Origin of the sequence: Bacillus sp. FSL E2-0195, assembly GCF_038003645.1 — a bacterium.
Taxonomy (GTDB): domain Bacteria; phylum Bacillota; class Bacilli; order Bacillales; family Bacillaceae_G; genus Bacillus_A; species Bacillus_A mycoides.
This window is the reverse complement of record NZ_JBBOPN010000001.1, coordinates 1,730,101-1,755,448: the sequence shown is the minus strand read 5'-3', so window position 1 is coordinate 1,755,448 and position 25,348 is coordinate 1,730,101. Positions and strand designations below refer to the sequence as shown.

23 protein-coding genes and 3 other annotated features are annotated in these 25,348 nt (G+C 35.3%); of the genes, 6 read left to right on the top strand and 17 right to left on the bottom strand.

Going from position 1 to position 25,348, the window contains the following annotated elements; all coding sequences use genetic code 11:
• Window positions 1-14: 14 nt before the first annotated feature.
• A complete protein-coding gene (gene ilvE / locus MHH59_RS09075) occupies window positions 15-914 on the bottom strand; it encodes a branched-chain-amino-acid transaminase (RefSeq protein WP_002168658.1) in 900 nt (299 codons plus the stop codon).
• A 151-nt stretch (window positions 915-1,065) separates the two neighbouring features.
• Window positions 1,066-1,304, bottom strand: a binding site (T-box leader).
• A gap of 67 nt (window positions 1,305-1,371) precedes the next feature.
• Window positions 1,372-1,617, bottom strand: a binding site (T-box leader).
• Between the two features lie 258 nt (window positions 1,618-1,875).
• Between ilvE and MHH59_RS09070 the strand changes: the two genes are divergently transcribed.
• Both MHH59_RS09070 and msrA read left to right on the top strand, forming a co-directional pair.
• The gene (locus MHH59_RS09070) at window positions 1,876-2,634 is read left to right on the top strand and encodes an SDR family oxidoreductase (protein WP_002126779.1); all 759 of its coding nucleotides are present in this window, start codon (window positions 1,876-1,878) and stop codon (window positions 2,632-2,634) included.
• A 90-nt stretch (window positions 2,635-2,724) separates the two neighbouring features.
• Window positions 2,725-3,261 (top strand): peptide-methionine (S)-S-oxide reductase MsrA, encoded by a 537-nt coding sequence (gene msrA / locus MHH59_RS09065; RefSeq protein WP_002126778.1) that lies wholly within the window; start codon window positions 2,725-2,727, stop codon window positions 3,259-3,261.
• A gap of 224 nt (window positions 3,262-3,485) precedes the next feature.
• Here the strand turns inward: msrA and MHH59_RS09060 are convergent, their stop codons facing one another.
• The 4 genes from MHH59_RS09060 to MHH59_RS09045 form a co-directional block, all read right to left on the bottom strand.
• Window positions 3,486-4,304, bottom strand: a complete 819-nt coding sequence (locus MHH59_RS09060; RefSeq protein WP_340851114.1) for an RCC1 domain-containing protein — start codon at window positions 4,302-4,304, stop codon at window positions 3,486-3,488.
• A gap of 162 nt (window positions 4,305-4,466) precedes the next feature.
• Entirely contained in the window at window positions 4,467-5,108 is a 642-nt protein-coding gene (locus tag MHH59_RS09055) for a FusB/FusC family EF-G-binding protein (protein WP_002126776.1), read from the bottom strand.
• A gap of 110 nt (window positions 5,109-5,218) precedes the next feature.
• Entirely contained in the window at window positions 5,219-5,905 is a 687-nt protein-coding gene (locus MHH59_RS09050) for a DUF421 domain-containing protein (protein ID WP_002126773.1), read from the bottom strand.
• Between the two features lie 155 nt (window positions 5,906-6,060).
• Window positions 6,061-6,324 (bottom strand): CD3324 family protein, encoded by a 264-nt coding sequence (locus MHH59_RS09045; protein ID WP_002012161.1) that lies wholly within the window; start codon window positions 6,322-6,324, stop codon window positions 6,061-6,063.
• 326 nt (window positions 6,325-6,650) lie between these two features.
• Between MHH59_RS09045 and MHH59_RS09040 the strand changes: the two genes are divergently transcribed.
• On the top strand, window positions 6,651-7,355 hold the full coding sequence (locus tag MHH59_RS09040) for a polysaccharide deacetylase family protein (protein ID WP_002126769.1): 705 nt from the start codon (window positions 6,651-6,653) through the stop codon (window positions 7,353-7,355).
• 38 nt (window positions 7,356-7,393) lie between these two features.
• Here MHH59_RS09040 and MHH59_RS09035 read toward each other — a convergent pair whose 3' ends face one another.
• Window positions 7,394-8,737 carry a sodium-dependent transporter gene (locus MHH59_RS09035; RefSeq protein ID WP_002126767.1) on the bottom strand — a complete coding sequence of 448 codons (1,344 nt, stop codon included), beginning with the start codon at window positions 8,735-8,737 and terminating at the stop codon, window positions 7,394-7,396.
• 298 nt (window positions 8,738-9,035) lie between these two features.
• Window positions 9,036-9,258 (bottom strand) — a binding site (T-box leader).
• Between the two features lie 220 nt (window positions 9,259-9,478).
• Between MHH59_RS09035 and MHH59_RS09030 the strand changes: the two genes are divergently transcribed.
• Window positions 9,479-11,113 carry a putative polysaccharide biosynthesis protein gene (locus MHH59_RS09030; protein ID WP_002168662.1) on the top strand — a complete coding sequence of 545 codons (1,635 nt, stop codon included), beginning with the start codon at window positions 9,479-9,481 and terminating at the stop codon, window positions 11,111-11,113.
• Window positions 11,114-11,154: 41 nt separating this feature from the next.
• On the opposite strand, the gene MHH59_RS09025 is transcribed toward MHH59_RS09030, so the two are convergent.
• The 6 genes from MHH59_RS09025 to MHH59_RS09000 form a co-directional block, all read right to left on the bottom strand.
• Complete coding sequence (locus MHH59_RS09025) at window positions 11,155-11,979, bottom strand: DUF4037 domain-containing protein (protein WP_003188604.1); 825 nt, start codon at window positions 11,977-11,979, stop codon at window positions 11,155-11,157.
• 93 nt (window positions 11,980-12,072) lie between these two features.
• On the bottom strand, window positions 12,073-12,600 hold the full coding sequence (locus MHH59_RS09020; protein WP_340851113.1) for a GNAT family N-acetyltransferase: 528 nt from the start codon (window positions 12,598-12,600) through the stop codon (window positions 12,073-12,075).
• A gap of 93 nt (window positions 12,601-12,693) precedes the next feature.
• Window positions 12,694-13,611 carry a cysteine synthase A gene (cysK, locus tag MHH59_RS09015; protein ID WP_002126763.1) on the bottom strand — a complete coding sequence of 306 codons (918 nt, stop codon included), beginning with the start codon at window positions 13,609-13,611 and terminating at the stop codon, window positions 12,694-12,696.
• 10 nt (window positions 13,612-13,621) lie between these two features.
• A complete protein-coding gene (locus tag MHH59_RS09010) occupies window positions 13,622-14,833 on the bottom strand; it encodes an MFS transporter (RefSeq protein WP_002126762.1) in 1,212 nt (403 codons plus the stop codon).
• 289 nt (window positions 14,834-15,122) lie between these two features.
• The gene (gene hflX, locus MHH59_RS09005; protein ID WP_002126761.1) at window positions 15,123-16,382 is read right to left on the bottom strand and encodes a GTPase HflX; all 1,260 of its coding nucleotides are present in this window, start codon (window positions 16,380-16,382) and stop codon (window positions 15,123-15,125) included.
• Window positions 16,383-16,862: 480 nt separating this feature from the next.
• Window positions 16,863-17,414: a hypothetical protein gene (locus tag MHH59_RS09000; protein ID WP_016126767.1), complete on the bottom strand. Its 552-nt coding sequence runs from the start codon at window positions 17,412-17,414 to the stop codon at window positions 16,863-16,865.
• 182 nt (window positions 17,415-17,596) lie between these two features.
• Between MHH59_RS09000 and MHH59_RS08995 the strand changes: the two genes are divergently transcribed.
• Complete coding sequence (locus MHH59_RS08995) at window positions 17,597-18,580, top strand: ketoacyl-ACP synthase III (protein ID WP_002126759.1); 984 nt, start codon at window positions 17,597-17,599, stop codon at window positions 18,578-18,580.
• A gap of 57 nt (window positions 18,581-18,637) precedes the next feature.
• On the opposite strand, the gene MHH59_RS08990 is transcribed toward MHH59_RS08995, so the two are convergent.
• Both MHH59_RS08990 and MHH59_RS08985 read right to left on the bottom strand, forming a co-directional pair.
• Window positions 18,638-19,906 carry an MFS transporter gene (locus MHH59_RS08990; RefSeq protein ID WP_050000207.1) on the bottom strand — a complete coding sequence of 423 codons (1,269 nt, stop codon included), beginning with the start codon at window positions 19,904-19,906 and terminating at the stop codon, window positions 18,638-18,640.
• Between the two features lie 336 nt (window positions 19,907-20,242).
• Window positions 20,243-20,557, bottom strand: coding sequence for an ArsR/SmtB family transcription factor (locus MHH59_RS08985; RefSeq protein ID WP_050000206.1), 315 nt, complete (start codon window positions 20,555-20,557; stop codon window positions 20,243-20,245).
• 158 nt (window positions 20,558-20,715) lie between these two features.
• On the opposite strand from MHH59_RS08985, the gene MHH59_RS08980 reads away from it, so the two are divergent.
• On the top strand, window positions 20,716-21,894 hold the full coding sequence (locus MHH59_RS08980; protein WP_050000205.1) for an MFS transporter: 1,179 nt from the start codon (window positions 20,716-20,718) through the stop codon (window positions 21,892-21,894).
• Window positions 21,895-21,967: 73 nt separating this feature from the next.
• On the opposite strand, the gene MHH59_RS08975 is transcribed toward MHH59_RS08980, so the two are convergent.
• From MHH59_RS08975 to MHH59_RS08965, 3 genes are all read right to left on the bottom strand, one after another.
• On the bottom strand, window positions 21,968-23,716 hold the full coding sequence (locus MHH59_RS08975) for an MFS transporter (RefSeq protein ID WP_078178841.1): 1,749 nt from the start codon (window positions 23,714-23,716) through the stop codon (window positions 21,968-21,970).
• A 36-nt stretch (window positions 23,717-23,752) separates the two neighbouring features.
• Window positions 23,753-24,292: a PadR family transcriptional regulator gene (locus tag MHH59_RS08970; protein ID WP_050000203.1), complete on the bottom strand. Its 540-nt coding sequence runs from the start codon at window positions 24,290-24,292 to the stop codon at window positions 23,753-23,755.
• A 179-nt stretch (window positions 24,293-24,471) separates the two neighbouring features.
• On the bottom strand, window positions 24,472-25,284 hold the full coding sequence (locus MHH59_RS08965; protein ID WP_078178842.1) for a polyphosphate kinase 2 family protein: 813 nt from the start codon (window positions 25,282-25,284) through the stop codon (window positions 24,472-24,474).
• Window positions 25,285-25,348: the final 64 nt, after the last annotated feature.

Sequence of the window (25,348 nt, the reverse complement as noted above, 5' to 3'; positions counted from 1 at the left end):
ACTCCTCTCCCTATTTACGCTAAACTTGCCGCCAATCCTGGAACACGTACTCCTCTTTCTCTCGTTAATTTTTTAAATTCTTCGGTTAATCTTTTTGTTACATCTCCTGGTTTTCCATCTCCAATTTCTCTTGAATCTACTTTCACTACAGGAATTAGTTCCGCTGCAGTTCCTGTTAAAAACACTTCATCTGCTACATATACGTCATGGCGAGTAAATGGCCTTTCCTCACATGGAATACTTAGACGCTCACATAACTCAATCACACTATTTCTCGTAATACCTTCTAGCGCCCCTAAGTACGAAGGAGGTGTTAACACTTTTCCATCTTTCACAATGAAAACATTATCTCCAGACCCTTCACAAACATATCCTTGTTGATTTAACATAAGAGCCTCTAGCACTCCCGCTTGTGCCGCTTCAATTTTTACAAGCACGTTATTTAAATAGTTCATTGACTTAATGCGTGGGTCTAATGCGTCTGGCGTATTACGTCTTGATGCAACAGACACAACGCTTAGTCCATTATCATAAAATTCCTGAGGGAATAACTTTAATTGTTCTGCAATGATAATTACGCTCGGTTTCACACAGCTTCTCGGATCGAGCCCTAAGTCACCTTTTCCTCTTGAAACAATTAATCGAATGTAGGCATCCGTGTATTCATTTTTTTGCAATGTTTGTACAACTGCTTCTTCCATTTCATCTACCGTCATTGGAATTGTAAGTAAAATAGATTTCGCCGATTCATATAATCGTTTCACATGTTCTTTTAAACAAAATACATTTCCTCCGTAACTACGAATCCCTTCAAATACACCGTCTCCGTATAAAAAACCGTGATCATATACTGAAACAACTGCCTTTTCTTTCTCTACAAATTCCCCATTCATATAGATGGACTGGTTTCCCATCTCACATCGCTCCTCTGTTTTATCTCTGTTTTTGCAATCTATTTCTATATCGATTGCTGAGATGAGTATTTTTAACAGAATATTCAGTATACTAACCTTAAAAATATACTCGTCTCAACAATCGATTACTTACACACTTGTAGCAATCCATTGCTGAGACGAGAGACTCGTGGTACCACTCAGCTTCCTTACACTTCTCACGAAATATAAGCTCTGCAAGTCCAATTAGACTTTTGTTTTTCTATCGGAAACAACTCCGCTACTTTTTACTAACTTCAAAAGCAGTGCTCCGAGGTGATTTTCAATGATTCAATTGTTACCACCCTCACAGCCTTTGGGCGGCTCTCTGAAACAATCTTTATCATTTACTCTCCTCTTCCTCGCATTCTTTTATTCTATTTTTTAAAATAAAAACTCTCGCCTCAGCAATCAACTACTACAAATTAGTAGCTTTGATTGCTGAGGCGAGAGTTTCGCGTTACCACTCAGCTTCCTTATACTTCTCACGAAATATAAGCTTCATAGGTCCAATCAGACCTCCGTCCTTTTACCGGAGACGATGCCGCCGCCCTCTACTCAGTTTCCCTTTCGCAAGCGATGCTCCGAGGTGATCTTCAATGATTCGATTGCTACTACTCTCTCAGCCTAGGAGTAGCTCTCTGAAACGACCATAATCATCTACTTTCCTCTTCTTTGCATATACAACATATAAAGTTAGAAAATTCTTAATTCACTTTTATTTGTTACACGTATTATAGGACGCGGTTCTTTTCATTGTCAACATGTTTTTAGAAAAAAATTAAAATTCATTCTATTCACTAGAAATCTATTTATTTTTTCTCAAAACAAAATCGGAATGAACTTCTTACACATACTCATATATTACTTAAGTATGTTCGCATTACTACATAAAGAAAAATAACTTAAAAACATATAAAATTTATGAGGAGATGAGAAAACTATGTTAAAAGGTAAAATAGCATTAGTTACAGGAGCAAGCCGAGGAATTGGACGTGCTATCGCAAAACGGTTAGCAAACGACGGTGCATTAGTTGCTGTTCATTATGGAAATCGAAAAGAAGATGCTGAAGAAACTGTTCATGAAATTCAATCAAATGGCGGATTAGCTTTTTCTATCGGTGCAAATCTTGAATCTTTACACGGTGTAGACAACCTGTATATTTCTTTAGATAACGAATTACAAAAAAGAACTGGTGGAACACAATTTGATATTTTAATAAACAACGCTGGAATCGGTCCTGGTGCTTTTATTGAAGAAACGACTGAACAATTTTTTGATAGAATGGTTTCAGTAAATGCAAAAGCACCATTCTTTATCATTCAACAAGCACTACCACGTTTACGTGATAATAGCCGAATTATTAATATTTCATCAGCTGCCACCCGCATTTCTTTGCCTGATTTCGTTGCATATAGTATGACGAAAGGTGCAATTAACACGATGACTTTCACGCTTGCAAAACAACTCGGAGCACGAGGAATAACAGTAAATGCAATACTTCCAGGCTTTATTAAAACAGATATGAACGCAGAACTATTGAGCGACCCAATGATGAAACAGTACGCTACTACTATTTCCGCCTTCAATCGCTTAGGTGAAGTAGAAGATATTGCCGATACTGCTGCTTTTCTTGCTTCTCCAGACAGCCGCTGGGTTACTGGACAATTAATTGATGTTAGCGGAGGATCTTGTTTATAAAAAACATATATTTTCAAATCTTTTTTATTGCGCAATAAAACAATTTATATAATACTATATAAAACATATACATTTAGGAGGATTACAGCAATGTCTGAAAAAACATACGAACTCGCAACCTTCGCAGGCGGTTGTTTTTGGTGCATGGTAAAACCATTTGATGAGCTTCCCGGTATTCAAAAAGTACTTTCCGGCTATGCAGGTGGTCATGTAGAAAACCCAACATACGAACAAGTAAAGACTGGAACATCTGGACATTTAGAAGTTGTACAAATTACATTCGATCCTTCTATTTTTCCTTATCAAAAATTACTAGATTTATATTGGCCGCAAATCGATCCAACTGATGATGGCGGACAATTCTTTGACCGTGGTCCCTCTTACCGCACAGCAATTTTTTATCATAATGAAACACAAAAAGAGCTTGCAGAAAAATCGAAGCAAACTCTAGCAGAAAGCGGTATGTTTAAAGATCCTATTGTGACTGAAATTCTTCCTGCTGCACCTTTTTATGAAGCAGAAGAGTACCACCAACATTTCTATAAAAAGAATCCAGAGAAATATGCTAACGAGCAAAAAGAATCTGGCCGTGAAGACTTTATAAAAGAAAATTGGCAAAAAAAATAATAAAAACGCATCGTGCTTTCTTTTTAAAGTGCGATGCGTTTTTATCTTTGAAAAAGGATTCTTATTTAGCAAATTCACGTTTGATCATTTCCTACATATCTTACGCCATAATTACTCCTAGAATAGAATAATAGTACTAACGATTTATTGAGATTTTAATATTTTTATTCCTCATCAACAAATATTAAAACTAATAAAATGGTTGAATCATCCAGTCGTTAAAACTAATTAACCGGCAGTCGAATACCGTTCCAGTTACCTACATCACATTGGCCAAATTCATTATTACCTACCGCGACCACCGTGCCGTCTGATTTAAGTCCGACCGTATGCGCACAACCAGCCGCTATCGCTACAATATCGCGCCAATCACTTACATTACATTGACCATACTCATTCCAGCCCACTGCCACCACGGTACCGTCTAATTTAAGTCCGATTGTATGATTACTCCCTGCCGCTATTGCCACAATATTGCGCCACTCTCTTACATCACATTGACCCTGTTTATTATTACCCACAGCCGTCACCATACCGTCAGATGTAATACCAACTGTATGAAGATATCCCGCCGCTATCGCCACAATATCATGCCAGCTACTTACATTGCATTGGTCATACCGATTATTACCCACAGTCGTCACCGTTCCGTCCAATTTAAGACCGACTGTATGCCAGTCACCCACCGCTATCGCCACAATATCACGCCAGCTACTTATATTGCATTCTCCTTCTTTATTTCGTCCCACCGCTATCACCGTGCCATCCGGTTTCAGGCCAAAGGTACGACGCCAGCCCGCCGCAACCGATACAATATTATGCCAGTCGTTTACATCACATTGATCATGCTTATTCCACCCCGCTGCGACTGCTTCAATATTACACCAGCCGCTTACATGGCATTCACCTTCTTTATTTCGTCCCATTGCTACCACCGTGCCATCTGATTTAAGAGCAACGGTATGACCACGACCCGCCGCTATCGTATCTTTAGGCCACCGTTTCACTTTTAACACCTCTTCTTTCGGTGAAATGTAATTCATGTTTTACCTCCTTGCATATAAGCAACTGTATCCAAATAGATATTTTCATCAAATTTCATTATAAATGAACTAACTTTTTTATAAATCTACATCTCCAAAGGAACCTATTACTTCTTCTTCAAAAATAAAAACCTCCAGTTTAAATACTAGAGGTCTTCTATTTTATTTCTTTAGTCTCTCAATAAAATCCTGTAACTTATCAAGCGATTTCATATTATGATTACAAGCTACACCATCTTTGCAAATATAGTTTCCCTTTCTAACGAAAGTTCCTGGTACATCACCTTTAATTTCAACTAAAAACATTCCTACTTCTTCATGCCCATGACATAATGAACAAATGCTTTTTTTATTTAAACTTTGAAATGTTCCTTGCAGACCAACAAACTTATTTTTATCATTTTTCGCTATAATAAATTTCCTGCTTGACCCTTTATCAATCCAGCTTAAATAAGATAATTCTTTCATGTCCAGTTCTTCCATATCAGGAAGTTTTAATTTTTTCGCTTTAGGAAATAATTTTTTTAATGTTTGTGCTGTAACTTCCTGAAACGGAATGACATACGGATTTATTTTCATTAAAAACGATTCTGCATCTTCTCTATTTTGAACTGTTAATACCGTATCAATTAACTCTTTCTGTTCATCCGTTAAATTCTCAAATACATGTATTATCTTTTCAATCGCAAGTGATTTTAACGCTTGAATTACACCTCTATCATTTGCCGTTGCATGCCCATTTGCTAAAATATAAGCTTGTGACTTTATAAAATTGTATTGATCACTTCTAATAAAAGCTTCCATCTTTATCACTCCATACAAATTGTTGATCTAGTCTTATTGTATACAATGATTCAGCTTTTTGATATGTAAAAGATAACTTAGAAATGAACATTACATACTCTGACTATGTTCTACCGAGGCATTTCCTGACAAAAGAAACCATCATCTGTTTTCCATTCTGCATATAATACATCTTCAAATTTAGTAATCCCTTTTTGCTTTATTTGTTTATAAAGCCATCCTTCATCAAAACCTGCTTCCCTCAAATTATCTTTCACTACTTTTCCATCACTAATTAATGAAATCGGTAAGTATACAGGTTTATGTTTTAAACTTAAATCATTTATAGTAGGAGATTCATATTTGCTTTTCTTCAGAACACTTATGTTTCCATTAGGTTCCAAAATCATATATTCAACTTCTCGGATTGAAAATATATCTTTTTGTTGTCTTAGCATTTGTTGTAGTTGATTAATGTCCAAATGATTTGAACTTAGTTGTTCCCGGTCAATATATCCATTACGGATAATGATTGACGGAGAGCCTTCAAAAAAACTTCTCGTCCCTCTAAATTTTTGCGTTATCACTTCTATTGTATAAATTAACACTACCCATACAAGTACTGCATATAAAATAGACCATACTTTTATTTCCGGATCATATATAGTATTTCCTACTAATTCTCCGAGAACTATGGCAGAAATAAAATCAAATGGCGTTAACTGAGATATTTGTGTCTTCCCTAATATTTTAGTAGCAATCAATAGCACAAAAAAACCAAAAAATAGTTCTATCGTTATTTGTCCTAGATGATTCATATATGCTCACCTTTCTGCTTTTCACTCAAATGCTCTATATTCTATTTAGTAAAAAGCCGGCACATTTTTTCTATTATCTTGCCCATTCATATCCAATAGATACAAAACAAAAAGAGTCTAGTTCAATTTAATAATTGAACTAGACTCTTTTATTTTCATTTAGAATACACAATCTTTTTAATCGTTTCTCCGGAAAGAAAATGCTCCTCCGCAAGTTGATGAATGGAAATTCCACTTTTAAACGCTTCTTTAATAGCTTTGTTTCTTTCATCTAGTTGTTTTCTTCCTCCAGATTGTGTACCCCATTTATAATGTTTTGTTTCTTGTTTTGGAATGTAAATTGTTTCACCTTGTATATACTTTTGAATTTCAGCAATTAAACTTTCTGGTAAAACCGTCGCAGCTTTAACATATTTCATTTCTGCTCGCCCCTTATTTTTTATGGTTCATTTCAATAAGGTGCAAAGCCAAATATAAAAAATGATACGAGCTCATTTAGGCGATTGTATATTACTTGTCTACCCCACGCAAAGTATCGCCATTTCCATACTTGGCTTTGCATGAGACGCTGCAGTGTCTGGCAATTGAATTGTAATCGCCATATCAATACCTCCTAATATACCTTTTGCATTTTATTATATGATAAATTTCTTCCCCTTGCATCCACATCCTTTTTAAAGCACGAAGTTACTTAGTTTGATATAATACTTTTTAGTCCAATCCAAAAGTATAGTGAGGTTGCGTTATGAAAAAGAATATAATCATTACAATCGTTACATTATTCATTATTACTGTAGCATTATTCGGAACATACAAATTGATGAACGCAAGAAGTTTTCAATTGTTTGGAGGTTTAACAAACCGAGTAGAAACAAATGAAAAAGTGATTGCTTTAACTTTTGATGATGGTCCTACTAACAATGTTAAACAAATATTACCGCTACTAGATCGATACAATGCAAAAGCTACTTTCTTTTTAATCGGAAATGAATTAGAGAAAAACCTATCGTTAGGAGAAGCTATCGTACACTCTGGACACCAACTTGGAAATCATACATATTCTCATAACAGAATGGTTTTTAAAACACCTTCTTTTATTAAAGAAGAAATAGAAAAAACGAATTCATTAATCCGCCAAACAGGATTTACAGGCGAAATTGATTTTAGACCACCTAACGGTAAAAAGCTAATTGGTCTGCCCTATTATTTAAATAAAAATAATATCGAAACAATCACATGGGACCTTGAACCTGATACTTTTTATACATCTACAGCTGATAAAATTGAATATGTTAGTAAAAATGTAAAACCAGGTTCTATCATTTTATTGCACCCTATGTACGATGAATCTAATGAAAATCTGCAAACTATTGAAGGTATTTTAGACTCTTTATCTAAAAAGGGCTATCAATTCGTGACAGTAAACGAATTGCAAAAAAAAGCAAAATAAAAAGGTAGCGTATCATATCTCGATACGCTACCTTTCTTTTATATAATTCCAAGCACATTTAGGAATACGATAATAATCGCAATTGGTGCAATATAGCGAAGTAAGAATAACCATAATACGAATAGTTTATAGCCTTTATTTTTACTTACACCAAGCTCTTTCATTAATACATCTTTCTTCATTTTTAAAGGGACAAAGATGGAAACTAATAAAACACCAAGTGGCATTAGTATGTTACTAACCGCATAGTCTGCTAAATCAAAAATTGTTTTCCCAAATGGTTTCACATCACTTAACAAACCAAACGATAAGGCTGATGGAACCCCTACAACAAAGATTAACAAGCCAACAATTAATGCCATTTTTTCACGTTTCCCTTTACTTTTACCTTTAGTTGTTAAAGACGCAACACTAATTTCTAACATCGAAATTGCTGATGTAATAGTAGCAAAGAAGAATAGTAATAAGAAAACAATGAAGAATAATTTTCCGAACGCCATTTTACTGAAAATAGCTGGTAATACGATAAATAATAGTCCCGGTCCTTGAGATGGTTCCATTCCAAATGCGAATACAACTGGGAAAATTGCTAGTCCTGCAAGTAATGTAATCACAAGTGTTAAAGCTACGATAGAAAATGCTGAACGCGGTAAACTTTCTTCTTTCGGTAAGTACGAGCTATACGTTACCATAACGGCTACACCAACAGATAGTGAGAAGAACGATTGCCCCATTGCATATAAAATGATTTCTGACGTTACGTTTGAGAAATCAGGTTGTAAGAAGAATCGAACTCCTTCTCCAGCACCGTCTAAAGTAAGTGCACGAACAATTAGTACAAAGAATAATACGAATAATGCTGGCATGAAATATTTATTTACTTTTTCAACACCATTTTGTACACCTTTACTTACGATAAAAATAGTAATAAGGATGAATAATAGCTGTGATCCAACTGCTAAATATGGATTGGAAATGATTTCACCAAACGTAGCTTCGTATGCCCCATTTCCTTCCCATAGTCTACCTGTAATTGCATTCCATAAATATAGTAAAATCCATCCCCCTACAACACTGTAGAAAGAAAGTAGTATGAAACAAGTTACAATCCCTAATTTACCTAACCAAGGCCATAGTGTTTTTGGTGCGATTTCGCTATACGCATCAACAGCCTCTTTTTGTGTACTTCTTCCGATAACGAATTCAGCTAATAATAGCGGTAAACCAATTAATAATGTGAAACCGATGAAAATAAGGAAGAACGCGCCGCCCCCTCCAATTCCGGCCATATACGGGAACTTCCAAATCGCCCCTAGACCAATTGCTGAACCTGCTGCAGCTAATACGAAACCTAATTTCGATGTCCATTGCTGTGAATTCATTTGTTAATCTCCTCTCTTTATCTTTTTCTGTTTTACAATCCGGTATTTATATTGTCCTATCCATACTCTTTTCTAATACGTTCACTTCCTCCCTAATAAAAAACGTCCCTACGTAAATACGTAGGGACGACAAAAATATCGCGGTACCACCCTAGTTGTGAAGATACACCAAAGTTAGGACCTAAATAAAAAACGTCCCTACGCAAATACGTAGGGACGATAAAATATCGCGGTACCACCCTAGTTATGAAGCCACACCAAAATTAGGACCTAAATAAAAAACGTCCCTACGTAAATACGTAGGGACGATAAATATCGCGGTACCACCCTAGTTGTGAAACAATCTTCACCACTTTATTTGATAACGGTATAAACTACCGTCTTTCATTTCCTCATAATGTGAGATTTATGAAAGATGCTCCAGGACGAACTTCATGAATAATCTATATACTGATTCACACCAACCATCAGCTCTCTGAAATAGGGAGATATTCACTACTATACCCTTTCATTGCCCAAATATTATTTTCCGAATTGATTACTATCATTTTTATCATATATTAAAAATAGTGTCAACTTATATTTTGAATTTTTATGCATTACATTCTATTTAAAGATTCAAAATATGACTTTTGTATGAATAGTATTAGAACATTTATGGTTTATACTGTATTAACTTCTCTAGCAGGTTTATAGTAGTATACGATAAATGCAAGACAGCACGAGTAGGAGGAAAGAATTTTGTCTACTTCAAAAGTTTTAAAAGGTACCGCTTTATTAAGTGGTGCAACAATGATTTCACGAATTTTAGGTTTTATATACTTTTTCCCCTTTCAATTATTAGTTGGAACGCAAGGGGTCGCTTTATATGGATACGCATACTCTTGGTACGGTATTTTATTAAGCTTTTCAACAGCTGGTATTCCTATTGCCGTCTCAAAATTTGTTGCAAAACATAATGCACTTGGTGATTATAGTACAAGTAAAAAATTGTATAACTCGAGCGTAAAATTAATGATGTTTATGGGCTTTTTAGGATTTTTAACTTTATTTATTGGAGCACCGTACATATCACAATTTATTATTCGCTCGAAAACACCAGATCCACAATTTATCGCAGACGTAACACTTACAATGCGAGCATTAAGCTTCGCGCTTATTATCGTACCAGCTATGAGTGTTACACGTGGTTATTTCCAAGGTTTTCAACATATGAAACCAAGTGCTGTTTCTCAAGTCGTAGAACAAATCGCACGTGTCGTTTTCATTTTAGTTGGTAGTTTTATCGTCTCAAAACTATTAGGAGGTTCAGTAGCTTCTTCTGTTGCAGTTGCTACATTTGGTGCTGTTATCGGGGCACTTGCAAGCGTCTCTATTTTAATGATGTACTGGAAAAAATATAATGGATTAAAACCTCCTGAAGGTGAGCTGAAAACGAGATCATCAAACATTCCGTTAAGAAGTATTTATATGGAATTACTACGTTATGCAATTCCAATTGTATTTGTAGGCATTGCAATCCCGCTCTATACGTTAGTAGATCAATATACCGTAGCTGATGTCCTTAGAGCAATGGGAGAACCTTTAGAAACCGCGAATGCAGTTTTCGCTTATATAACGAACTATGCCCAAAAGTTAATTATGATTCCGGCTTCACTTGCAACTGGATTCTCATTAACAATTATTCCGGCTATAACGAAATCATTTACAAGCGGGAAGCTAGATGAATTACAAGGACAAATTTCAAAGATATTTCAAGTATTATTATTCTTCACTATCCCAGCCGCATTCGGTCTTGCTAGTATCGCTTACGATGCATTCCGCATGGTTTATGTAAATCCTGAAATTGCACTTGGTGGATCACAATATTTAATTTCATTTGCACCTTCTGCTGTATTAAGTGCAATTTTCACAGTTTCAGCTGCTATATTACAAGGAATTGATTATCAAAGAAAAACAATGATTGCATTCTCAGCCGGTATTCTCGTTAAAATTGTGGTGAACACACCGCTCTTACATTTATTCGGTGGACATGGTGCTGTACTTGGAACAATTCTCGGATATCTCGTTTCAAATATTATTATGTTGTACTGCATCGTTAAGTTTGCGAAATTTAAAATTGGCGAAACAGCAAAAACAGTATTTCTTATTACGATTTACTCCGCAGCAATGTCTGCTGTTGTGATCGTATTAAGAGCATTTATAAGCTGGATTATTCCTGGCCAATCTTATGTAGAATCACTGATTATTGTATTTATATGCGCATCAGCAGGAGGACTTGTTTATCTTTTATTCGTATTAACGAGTGGACTTGCTTCGCATATTCTCGGTGATAGGATTCGACGATTACCTGTATTAGGAAAGTTAGTAAAATAAAAAAACAAGAGATGTAACGCGTTGTTACATCTCTTGTTTTTTTACTTCGCATATTGAATGCGCTTTTGTTGTTCAGCAATATTTAATTCTGGAGCATATTGTTCTACTAAATGTAATACCTCTTCGATCAACACTTCTAACTCCTGTACACTATACTCTGGTTCCCCTATCAGCGTATCCGCCATACGCTCATATAGATTTTCAGGTTTAATATTCATACGCTCTACATTATAAGCCATCCATTTAAATGCAGGATGGTGCACGTACATTCTATTCAAACCGAATAAAACACCGAATAAATCCCTTTGCACTTCACAAATAACATCATAAAGCATAAGCCAGTCTTTTCGTTTTAAAAGCGCCTCTCGATTATGCCAACGATTGCTTAACCAAAGGTTTTCTGAAATCATCCTTTTCGCCAGTTCTTCTGGAAATGCTTCAACTCTTTCTTTTAGAGCATGTACTTTTACTTCTCCATACAAACTCACACCATCATGAACCGATGATACAATACATTGTTTCTCATAATTTATATCATACTGCTCTATAACTTCTGAAATAATTTTTTCTACTGTCAATGTTAAAAAGTTACTAATCTCTAGTTTAATTCCTTCTTTCGTCAAATACGTTTCCGACCATTCTTCGTCCTCGTAAGGATGATATGACAAAATCGTTCCACCAATATTATTAATTGGACCTAGACGCTCTTCATCCTCTGGTGGTTCTGACCATAAAATATGTAATTCAATATCTGAATGTTCATCTTCTAACTTTCTCGCTACAGATCCTGCTAAAATAATAGCTTCGACTTTCTGGTTTTGCCTATAAATCTCCGACACCTCTATCGCTTTCTCTTTTAATCCCATTGCATTTCCCCCTAAAACTGCAGTACTCCCCTTACTTTTTATTTATCTATTTCGATATTAAACATTATATTACCTTTTCAAATTTCCACTAAATCATATTTCTACCCAATAACGCTGAACAATTTCGCCAGAATTAGAAGAAACTACTTCATTTTCTAGCACACCGCCAACCTTTTGAATCGTTTTAGCCGAACCAACATTAGCTTTATCACAAGTTATTAGCACTTTCTTCAACCCGAATTTTTGCGCCTCAGCCAATGAAAGTTGCAGTTGCTCAGTTGCATAACCTTGGCGACGTTTATTCGGATGAACACTATAACCGATATGACCGCTTTCCCACAATAACTCTGGATTTAACCGGTGTCGAATATTCACAAAACCTATTATTTTTCCATTCTCAACACTAACAAACTGACTAGATGGTACTCGATTAGATGGTACTCGATTAGATGGTAAATTTTTCCCTTCTTCTTGTGTACTTACTTTTTCAAACCATTCACCAATAGAATCGAAATTTTGTAAAGAACAACTACCGTGCGGTTCTTCTCCTGAATGTAAAAATGCCTGCCTATACTCCATAATTTGTTCGCTATATTCGTATGTTGGTTTCAATAGCTTCATTGTCATTCTCCCCACTCACCCATTATCTATTTTTCTAAAAGAAACACCTTAATAGGGGATTTTCATCCTTACTATTAAGGGCTTCTATCACTTTTATTCAAATAGCCCCATACTTAAATAGCGCTCCCCTGTATCAGGTGCAATACATAAAACCTTTTTACCAGCACCTAAGCGTTTTGCAATCATAATTGCAGCGTACACAGAAGCTCCTGAAGATGGTCCTACTAATAAGCCTTCTTGTCTTGCTAAGTTTCTCATTGTAGTTAATGCTTCTTCATCCGCAATTTGAATAATTTCGTTATACACTTCTGTATTTAAGTTTTTTGGAATAAACCCTGGGCTTGTTCCGACTAGTTTATGAGGGCCTGGAACACCACCAGATAACACTGGTGATCCTTTCGGTTCTACTACGGCAATATATAAGTTTGGTAGTTTCTCTTTTAACGTTTCACCGGTCCCTGTAATTGTTCCACCTGTTCCTGCGGTTGCTACAAATGCATCAAGTTCTCCATCCATTTGTTCATAAATTTCAAGTGCAGTCGTATAACGATGAATATTCGGATTTGCTGGGTTTTCAAATTGCTGCGGAATAAAACTATTTGGAATTTCTTTTTGTAACGCTACCGCCTTCGCAATTGCTCCTGGCATTCTTTGTTCTGCTGGTGTTAAAACTACTTCTGCGCCGTATGCTTTCAATAAATTAATACGCTCTTTGGACATATTATCTGGCATAATTAAAATAGCTTTATACCCTTTAGCAGCTGCATTCATCGCTAAGCCAATTCCTGTATTTCCACTTGTCGGTTCAATAATTGTATCACCTGGCTTAATGAGACCATGTTCCTCGGCAATATGAATTAAGTTATAGGCAGCGCGATCTTTCACACTGCGTGACGGATTAAACATTTCCAGTTTTACATACACATCCGCTGCGTCCTCTGGAATAAATTTAGATAATCGGACAACAGGTGTATCTCCTATTAATTCTGTAACGTTTTCACATAATTTCATAGCGCATCCCCTATTCTATCGTTTTCTTATCATTTGGCAGTAACAATGAAGTAAGTCCAATTAATGGTAAACCACTACATAATAGCATAATAAATTGAAGACTATACATATCAGCTAATTTCCCAAGGACTACAGCACCTAATGCTCCAAGACCAAACGCAAGACCGACAATTAATCCTGACACCATTCCAACTTTCCCTGGAACAAGTTCTTGTGCATATACAACGATTACACTAAAACTACTAGAGCTAATAAATCCAATGCATAAAAATAACGGTACAACCCACATAAGAGAAACGTGAGGTAACAATAGTGCAAGCGGCGCTGAACCGAGCATCGAAAAGACAATAATCTTTTTCTTACCGAATTTATCTGCTAACGGACCACCAAAGAAAGTACCTAATACACCAGCAATCATAAATGCGAATACAAAATATTGCGCATTTTTTATAGATAAACCGTAATGCTCAATTAAGTAAAATTGATAGAAATTCCCGATACCAGCACCGTACCAAGAACGTACAAAAGTAAGAAAAACAAGAAGTATAATAACGAATTTAATGTGCGTACTTACAATTGCATTTTCCGCCTCAAGCGCAGCCCTCTTTTTCCTTCTTACAGCACCAGTTGCTAATTCATTTTTATACCAATTAGACACAGAAATTAACAATACAATTCCTACTGCTGCAAAGGCTGTAAAGCCTAAAGAACCAATTTGACCGAGCGGAACGAAAATTAATGCTGTAAAAATAGGTGCTAGAGAATTCCCTGTATTTCCTCCAACTTGATAAATCGCTTGCGCTAAACCTCGTTTTGCACCGGCTGCCATATAAGCAACACGAGCGCCCTCTGGATGAAAGACCGCGGAACCTAATCCAATAAATAAAACAGAAATAATAACAACTATAAAGTTCGGTGCAAATGCGAGTCCAATCATCCCAAGCATACTCGAAAACATACCGAGCGGTAATAAAAATGGTGACGGCTTCTTATCTGAATACATCCCAAAAACCGGCTGCATAATCGATGACGTCATATTTAACGCAAACGCAATCCACCCTACTTGCATATAGGATAAATTCATCGTTTTTTCCAAAATAGGAAACAACGCGGGCACAACCGCTTGCATCGAATCATTCAAAAAATGTCCGAAACTAATCGCAAATAATATTCGATATATTGTCGGTGTTTCTACTGTATTTTTTTGTGAAACTGCCTGCATATGTGTATTTCTCCTTCCTGTACAAAATATATATTTATTACAGTTAGTGTAATAAATTTAGACTTTAATCAGAACAAATTCTGAGTTTTGAAACATTTCTATTCTATACTGGTTTCATTTCTTTTTCCAGAAATTCAACTTCTAAAAAAATATGTTTTTTCTATCTGCTTTGTCGGATTTATTTATATGAACTCTTTGTATTTTCTTTTATACTAAGGCAGGACGAAAGGAAGGCTTGCAACTATGAAGAAAAGACGATCCTAAAACATATTAGGATCGCCTTTTTTTATTAAATAGAAAAACGCTTATATTTCTCATAATCACTCGTCTTACATTCTAGTGCCATTTTCGTACCTTCGTTTTCATAACTCGTAGATAAAACGTGTGCATGATTGTTGAAATACGAAACTACCTGCCCTTGATCATACGGAATTAACATTTCACACTTCGTATACTCTTTATAAATGTGTGAACGAACTACTTCTACAAGCTCTTTAATTCCAACATGTTTCTTCGCAGATAGATAAACGCGATCTTCTTGCACTTTCGGAATTTCAACATCTACCAAATCTGATTTGTTATATGCATATATCGTCGGGATATTTTCCACGCCAATTTTCTTTAACGTTTCATTTGTAATATCAATTAATTGCTCATAATTGGGATTTGAGTAATCTACAACGTGAATAAGTAAATCTGCTTCCGCCACTTCCTCTAGCGTTGAACGGAATGCTTTCACAAGATGATGCGGTAACTTACTTACAAATCCAACAGTATCCGTTAATAAAAATGATTTATTATCCGGCAAATCAATATTTCGTACAGATGTCTCTAACGTCGCAAATAACATATCTTTTTCAAATACTTGTTTCTCTACAGTACCATTAAAAATTTCAAGCATTGTATTCATTATCGTTGATTTACCTGCATTCGTATATCCTACTAACGACACAACTGGAATTTCATTTTTCTTACGTTGTTTACGCTGCGTTTGGCGCTGTGCAACAAGTGCTTCTAATTCTTTATTTAGAGCCGCAATTTGTTCTTCAATTTTACGACGATCTAATTCCAACTTCTTCTCACCGACACCTTTATTTTTCGTGCCAACTCCCCCGCTTTGTCTTCCTAAAGATTCACGAAGACCGATTAAACGAGGCATCATGTACTGAAGATGGGCCACTTCTACTTGCAACTGCGCTTCTTTCGTTTTCGCACGTTGCGCAAAGATATCTAAAATTAAAATGGTACGATCAATTACTTTACAATCTAAATCCTCTTCTAAATTTCGAATTTGTGAAGGAGATAATTCGTCATTAAAGATGACCATATTTGCATCTGCTTCTTTCACATACGCTGCTACTTCTTCAATCTTCCCTTTTCCAATATAATGCGACGGATTTACTCGTTGTAAATTTTGCGTCACTTGACCGATTACTTCCACATCACAAGCTTCCGTAAGATTTGCTAACTCTTCCATCGAATATGCAAAATCAGCTTCCTTACCTAAATTCACTCCAACTAATATTGCTCTTTGTAATAATTCTTCCATATATTTATTCCTCCATTTCGATTACGCAAAATAAAAAACACAGGTCACTGCCTGTGTTTTCGTAAACGGATAAGGGTTCACCAAAGAAATAGAAGAAAGCAGTGCTTTCGTCCTATACATGGTCAAAAAGTCCCAAGATAGTATACGTATCCAACAAGTGTTCACCTATACTATCCCATTCTATTTATAAAGGCAAAACAAAAAGAGGGCGTATTCGTCCCTCCCTCTTTTTCACATATAAGCTTAATAAAGGGTTCCTTTAAAATAGGCAGACCAATCCCGTTCACTCTGTACACAGACAGAGCCTTTGAGCGCTATTCAATTATTGGCACAAAGTATTGAGACGTAATCTGATTAAGATCAAAGGAAGCCCCTCCGTTCATTTTAAGTTACATAAAGTGTAGCATAAGTAATTCGCTTTCACAAGATTAAACCACCTATAGAAACAGAAAGAAAATCTTTATATTTTTACTTTAATCGTCATTTTTTGCGAGTTCTTCTCACAATAAAAATAACAACAGCAATTAACAATAACACACCTATAGAAATGATAGTTACTTGCCACCAACTTAAACCGCTTACCATTTCATCTTTTAAATCCACTTTCTTCGTCGGAACCGACTCTTTTGCAATATGACTTAAAGCATTTTTCTCAATCTCTGCCTCATCTAATCTCTTCGTTCCACTGCAGATAGATGTCTCTAACTTTTCCTCTCCTCTATAAGAAGAAAAGACTAAGTACTCTCCTCCCTCTGCAAAACGAAATGCACAGCTACTTACACTTGTATATATAATAATTCGCGAAGAACTTGTCCCTTTCCAAATTTTCTTCACTTCAAATAATGTTTTAATTCCGCCTTCACCTTTCTCTTGAACTTCTAACACCTTACCTTCAAACACCACATCATTTTTTTGAAATGCATCTTCTGGTGATACATTAATACAGTCACAAGCATAAGATTTCTCTGGCAAAATAAAAAAAGTAAAGCTACAAATTAAAACAAGAGACAACAAATAAATGATTCTTTTCAAGAATCTCAGACCCCTTCAAAGTATCAATTTTAGAAGCTTTCCGTATATTATTTGGACATCACTCCTCAAATCCCTTTCTATTTATTAAAATATATTAATTTTATTAAACAGAAAATCTTTATTGACATTTTTATAACCTGATATTAGTATCAGGTTATAAAAATAAGTTAGGAGATGTTCCTATGAATTCTAAATCTCGTATTACCGCAATTGGTACTTATGTTCCAGATCAAGTATTGTCTAATAACGATTTAGAAAAGATGGTCCATACGAATGATGAATGGATTGTACAAAGAACCGGCATGAAAGAAAGAAGAATTGCTAACGAAGACGAATACTCCTCACACTTAGCCATTAAAGCAATCGAAAATTTGTGTACAACATATAAGAAAAACTTAGAGGATATTGACTGTATCATCGTCGCTACAACTACTGCTGACTATGTTTTCCCTAGTGTTGCTTGCCAAATACAACAATACTTCAACATACCTCATACACTAGCTTTTGATTTAAATGCGACTTGCGCTGGTTTCACATACGGACTGCATGTCGGTAATAGCTTAATCACTTCTGGATCACATCAAAAAGTACTCGTCATAGCGACAGAGACATTATCTAAAGTTACTGATTACACCGATAGAACGTCCTGTATTTTGTTCGGTGATGGCGCTGGAGCTATTTTATTAGAAAGAGATGAAAACAAACCAAGCTTTATCGCTGCTCACATGGGAACAAACGGTGACGGTGGCATTCATCTATACAGAACAAACTTATCTACTACTATGAATGGCACACCACTACAAACAAGTGAAAAAATTGTTCAAAATGGAAGAGAAGTATATAAATGGGCTGTACGAACAGTACCATACGGCATAAAAGAACTATTACATACTGCAAATTTGCAAATAGATGATATAGACTGGTTCATACCACATAGTGCTAACTTAAGAATGATTGAATCTATTTGCGAAAAATCAAAAATATCTATTCAAAAAACATTAACGAGTGTGGAAGATATGGGGAATACATCTTCCGTCTCTATTCCACTCGCTTTAGATTTAGCTAGAAAAAAAGGAAGATTAAATAACGGAGACACACTTTTGCTATACGGATTTGGTGGTGGGCTTACGCATTTAGGGCTTATTGTGGCATGGGATTTAAGTTAAATACATTAAAAAGAAGTTCTAGGGAATAACTAGAACCTCTTTTTAATTTCATGAAATTTATTTACCTATCCGAGACCATATCACAACTGGAATAAGCAGTAGGGCTACAGCCCCTCCCGCTAATGATAATGCCGCATAACTGGAATTAGCTACTACCATTCCTGACATCGCTCCACCTGAAGCTCCGGCTAACGCAATAAAAACATCTATTTTCCCTTGTGTTTTAGCACGTGTAGAAGGAGTTGTGGAGTCAACGATTTGTGCTGTACCACAAATCAATCCGAGATTCCATCCTAATCCAAGTAAAGAAAGAGCAACAATTAATAATAATAAAGAATCACTCGGTGCTATCGCAGCTATGACACCCGCTGCAAGTAAAATCATCCCACCAGCTATACTCATCGTAGTACGGCCAATTTTATCAATTAACATTCCTGTAACAAGCGATGGAAGGTACATTGCACCTACATGAAAACCAATCACGAGACCTACCGCACTTAAACCATGACCGTGGTGTCCCATATGAACTGGCGTCATCGTCATAATCGCAACCATCACTATTTGAGTAAGTATCATAACGATTGCTCCAACGGTAACACCACGCTTATTCTCTATTATTTCTTCTGTTACTGGTTGCCCTTTATATGTATGTTCTTGTTTATATGTTTCTATTATGTTAGCAATAATTAATGGATCTGGACGAAGCATAACAAAAAGTACAAGACCCGCAAGTATAAATGCCGCTGCTGATAATATGAACGGACCAGCAAGGTTAGGAATTCCAATTGAATGGGCAAAATCCCCCATTACACCTACTAAATTCGGACCAGCCACCGCACCAAAAGTCGTCATAACCATCGTAATACTAATAGCAGTTGCTCGCTGCTTCTTATCTGCTAAATCGGTACCAGCATAACGAGCTTGTAGATTCGTCGCTGTACCTGCACCGTATATGAGTAAAGAAACTAGTAAAAGAATAATACTATTTGTTAACGCAGCCAATACAACTCCAATAGCCCCTAGTCCCCCTACTATAAACCCTGTTGCAAGTCCTATTCGGCGACCATATTTTTGCGATAACTTCCCAACAAAGAAAGCCGCTACCGCAGATCCCATTGTAAACATAGCAGCCGGTAATCCTGCATATGCATCTGTTCCAAGCATTTGCTGTGCAAGTAGTGCACCTACTGTAATTCCAGCGGCTAACCCTGCTCCGCCGAACATTTGTGAAATACTAACTATTATTAACGTTCGTTTATATAATTTTTGTTGTTCTTCTTCTGTATACACATGACCACTTATTGAATCATCCACCTTACCTAGCATTTCCTCACCTGCTTTATGAAATGAATCTCTCTTTTTAATATTTCATTCTTCCCTTTACTTCACAAAGATTTTCTAACCAGACTTTATCATTATTTTAGATAGAAATCTAGAACATTGCACCGGAATTGACTTTACTAATTTTAATAATAAAAGATATTATAGTCATAATTTAGAGGAATTGAATCTAGAATTCCATACTAACTTTGCTTTTTATAAATAAACACTAATATTTCTAGTAATAACTAACGATTAAACAATTGAGCTTTCACTCCATATTTACAATAAAAATAAACAAAAAACACAAATTTTCACTTGTGCTTTTTTGTTTATTTTTTATCAAAGGTTATCTTTAAGAAAATCCGTAATTTCTCGAATTGTAGCTTCGTTTCTCCGGTAGTATGTCCACTGACCGTGCCTTGTCGATTCTAATAACCCAGCTTTTTGCATCATAGAAAGATATTGTGAAATGGTTGATTGAGAAAGGTTAGCTTTTTCTTGAATATCCCCTACACACACACCGCCTTTTTCATTAATATTTTTTGATAAATGTGCTGATGGTTTATCAAAGTATTTCTCTGGTTCTTTCAACCATTCCAAAATATTTAAACGTGTATCATTTGAAAGAGCTTTAAAAATTTCGATTCTATTCATATCCCCATATTAATCGGCTATTTACGATATGTCAATTTGTCCAGTCATGTGTTTGATTTTAATTTTGACATATCGGGAATTACCGATTAATATAGTTAACAGAAACATTAATCGGAATTTCTGGATATGCCGAATTATAAAACATGGAGGTAATAAAAATGAATGTAAAACGTAATCGAGCATTTGCCTTATTAACATTGGCTATTTCAGCATTTGCCATCGGTGTCACAGAATTTATAAGTGTTGGCCTACTCCCTTTAATTTCTAATGATTTAGCTGTTCCTGTTAGTATGGCGGGACTAACTGTCACTGTTTACGCGTTAGGTGTGACAATCGGTGCTCCCGTACTAACTTCTCTCACAGCGGGGATACCTAGAAAAAAATTGTTATTATTAGTCATGCTTGTCTTTATAATTGGAAATGGTATATCCGCTCTTGCTCCGAATCTCTTTGTATTATTAATAGGTAGAATTATAGCCTCTTTTTCGCATGGTGTTTTCATGTCCATTGGTTCATTAATGGCCGCTTCATTAGTTCCAGAAAATAAACGAGCACAAGCAATTTCCATTATGTTTTCTGGCCTTACTATTGCAACTGTTACCGGTGTTCCTATCGGTACATTCATCGGTATACAATTCGGCTGGAGAATGGCCTTCTTATTTATTACAATTATCGGCGCCATTGCATATATTTCAACACTTTTACTTGTACCCAAATCCGAAGAAAAAGGCACACCTTCAAAACTAAAAGATTTTAAAGAATTATTTACAAATACAAGATTATTATTAGTATTTATTATAACCGCTTTTATTTCGAGCGGAACATTCACAGTATTTACTTACCTTTCTCCACTGTTACAGGATGTCACAATGTATTCTTTAAATAGCGTAACAATTATTCTTTTCCTCTATGGGATTATGATTGCAATCGGAAATTTAATCGGTGGAAAGGTGACGAATACTTACCCCATCCACTCCTTATCCAACATCTTTATATTTCATACGGTTGTACTCTTATTGTTATACTTTGCAGCTCCATTCAAAATTCTTGGTTTAATAGCTGTAGCTTCAATGGGATTATTCGCCTTTATGAATGTTCCAGGACTTCAATTATATACTTTGATTTTAGCAGATCGTATTTCTCCTAAAACTACACATGTAGCTTCTGCTATAAATATTGCTTCTTTTAATATAGGAATTGCAACTGGTTCTTATATTGGTAGTATAATTATTGAACATAGCTCTATCATACACGTAACATGGATAGGAAGTTTACAAGTTTTCATCGGATTAATCCTCACCCAAATCAGTAAAAAGTTGGATCCGAAACTATTGTAATAAATAAAAATAGGCTACTATTCAAAATCTATTTGAATAGTAGCCTATTTTATAATATGAGTGATATTTATTACTACAACTCTTCCACTAGCTTCTTCTTTCTTCTACTAATTCGAAGTCTCCCTTCCCAAAATAACAAACTTACTAAAGCACAAATTAAAATAACTGGAACACTCGCTTTATATAAATCAGTAAAACTCATAGCCATCTTATTTTTGGCATACTGACTTACATCTTTTGAAAATACAAGTACTTCTTTCTTTATACTCTCCTCTTGTTTTTCAACTTCTTTTGTTACTCGATTCGTAACTTCTTCTCTTTTTATCTCTCGATATTCTACTGGAACTCCACTTAATACTTCATCCACTTTTTGGTGAATTAATTCGTCTTTTTTCTCTTTACTTAATCCCACCAATGTTTCATTTTGTTTCTTTTCTACATTTGTTTCTATACTTTGTTTCTCTATTTTTTCTTTTGTTACCTGTAATATCTCAGCTTGCTGAGCACTATCCACATGAATATTACGCACTTTTTCTTCTGCATAACGATATACATTCTCTTTATTTACAGATAAGTTGTGTGTTAAGTTAGATACAAATATCGCTACTGCTAATACAATACCTACTTGACGTAACATCGATACGACAGTTTGAGAAGCAGTTAATAATTCTCCTTCAAACGAAGATGCACTTAAAACTGTAATTGGCCCCACTACTAAACCATATCCAACACCTAATATCATACATGGGATAATAATTTCTATATTTGTTGAATTAACGTCAATCATTTGCAACCAATAGTAGGATAGGCCCATAACAAGAAACCCTGACAAAATAATAGTTACTTTTCCAAATTTTTTAATTAAAGTTGCTGCAACCGGTGAGACAAAAAATATCATCGCTGAAATAGGTGTCACTAAAAAAGCAGCTTCAATTTCCGTTCGGTATTGTATTTTTGTCAAGAATGTTGGAAGTAATACAGTTACTCCAATTAAAAATAAATTACTTAATATAACAACGATAGACGCCCCTACAAACATTCGATCTTTAAATAATTTTAAATTCACCATCGGATTATGAATCTTTCGTTCCACTAGAACAAATAGAATAAGAGAAATAGTGCTAATTGCATAACAAGACCAAGCGATATTACTTTGCCATCCCCACGTATTGCCTTTCACTAATACGAGAGTAAAAGAAAAAATCGCTAAACTACTTAATATGAGTCCAATCCAATCAATTTTTGAAATAATACGTTCTTCATTTTTTACTTGTAACATAATACAGCATAAAATGATTCCAAGAATACAAATCGGAACATTGACGAAGAATACCCATCTCCATCCTACATTTTGCGTAATAATTCCGCCTATTACCGGACCAAGTGCAGCTGACAATCCTTGCGTTACTCCTAAAATAGCAAGTGCAACATGCCTCTTTGCTAACGGCATAGCTGATACACCAATTACCATACTTGTCGGAAATAAAATTGCTGCTCCAACACTTTGTATAAAACGAGAAAAAATAAGGAAGTCACCTGTATTAGCAAAAGCACAAAGCACTGATCCACCACCAAAAATAATTAAACCGAGAATATACACCTTTGCTTTCCCAAAAATATCAGCTATCCGTCCTAGCGGGATTGCGAGTACTGCAATCGTCATTGTATAAACATTTAATACCCAAGACATCTTCTCTAATGAAGTATTTACACTCGATTGTATTGCTGGTAAAGCTATATTCATAATCGTTGTATCAATCATACAAAGAAAAATACCTAAGCACATTAAAAAGACAATCTTAATACCCTTTGACTGCTCCATGTTAATCTACCCCTTTATTCATTGTGAACGTGTTTTTCATTCTTCCGTTTTATTGTTTTCTTTTGCTTCTAATTGCTGTAACTTCCTCTTCAACATCTCTACTTGTGCACTATATGATGCAATACCTACATCGAGCGAAATTTCTTCAACGAAAGTAATACCTTCTCTCCATTTTTCATATTTCAAACGAAGATCCGCAATGTACGCTTCTTTCCTTTCAATTTCGTCTTCAATCCATTTTTTTATCGCCCTATCATCACTATAATTACCAAAATACATCCTCATTAAAAAATCTGAACGTAAAACGTCTTTCTCTACATCCGTTTGCATGTATTTATAAAACTCTTCACGCCCTTCATCTGTAATAAAGTACATTTTCTTATTCGGTTTCCCTTCTTGCATGACAATTTCTCTTTTAATTTTCCCCTCCTTTTCCAATTGTCGTAACGTTGGATAAATCATTCCAAAGCTTCCATCAAAAAAGTAAGTAAATACATCCTCAAACACAATTTTAATGTCATAACCAGACAATTCTTTTTCCATTAATAAACCTAAAACAACATCTCTTCCCTTCAAAATAAGACCCCCACGCAGTATATAATCAATAATCATATTAACATCGTTAATATGATTATTGATTATATACCTTATTCTATGAATTGTAAAATGTTTCTAACTAAAAAAGCTGTCTTGTAATTTGGGTTTACCAAATTACAAGACAGCTTCCCTTCATATTTCCTATACAAACCTTTTTACTATTTAACCCCTGCATCTTGCACAGATTCAATTTTCTTTTTCTTTCCTTCTTTTATTTCATTATAATAAGAAGGTAATTCTATATTATGCTCTAAGAAATAATCCTCAATTAATGAAATAATTACTTTCAATGTTTTCAAACGGGCGTATAATTTATCATTACTCGCGATAATATGCCATTTTGCATTCGGCTTATTTGTATTTTCAAACATGTCTTCTATTGCTTCGACATACTCATCCCATTTTTCACGATTTCGCCAGTCTTCATCTGTAATTTTCCACCTTTTAAGAGGGTTGTTCTCTCTTTCTGTAAATCTCTTTAACTGTTCTTCTTTACTAATATGATAGAAAAACTTTCCTATTATGTAATGATCATCTGTTAATAGTTTTTCGAAATCATTAATTTCATCATACGCTCTCGTCCACTCTTCGTTTGTAGCAAAGCCTTCAACACGTTCAACTAATACACGCCCATACCATGAACGGTCGAATATAGTAATTTGCCCGTACTGAGGCAGTTTCCGCCAAAAACGTTGCAAATAATGATACCGTTTTTCATGAGGAGCAGGCGCTCCAATTGGATTTACTTGGAATCCGCGTGGATCAAGATGTTCAGTCACTCGCTTAATTGCTCCGCCTTTACCTGCCGCATCCCAACCTTCCATAACCATCATAACGGCTATTTTCTCTTCTTTTAATATTTGTTGTAGTGCCAATAAACGCATTTGATATTTTTCAAGTTTCTTATTGTACTTAGATTTTGATTCAATTTTTTTCGTTAAATCTACTTTAGCAAGATGCTCTTTTTCCATCAAACGAATCCCCCTTGTTATATGACAATGTTATTTTAACATATTTATTGGTAATTTTTTCATA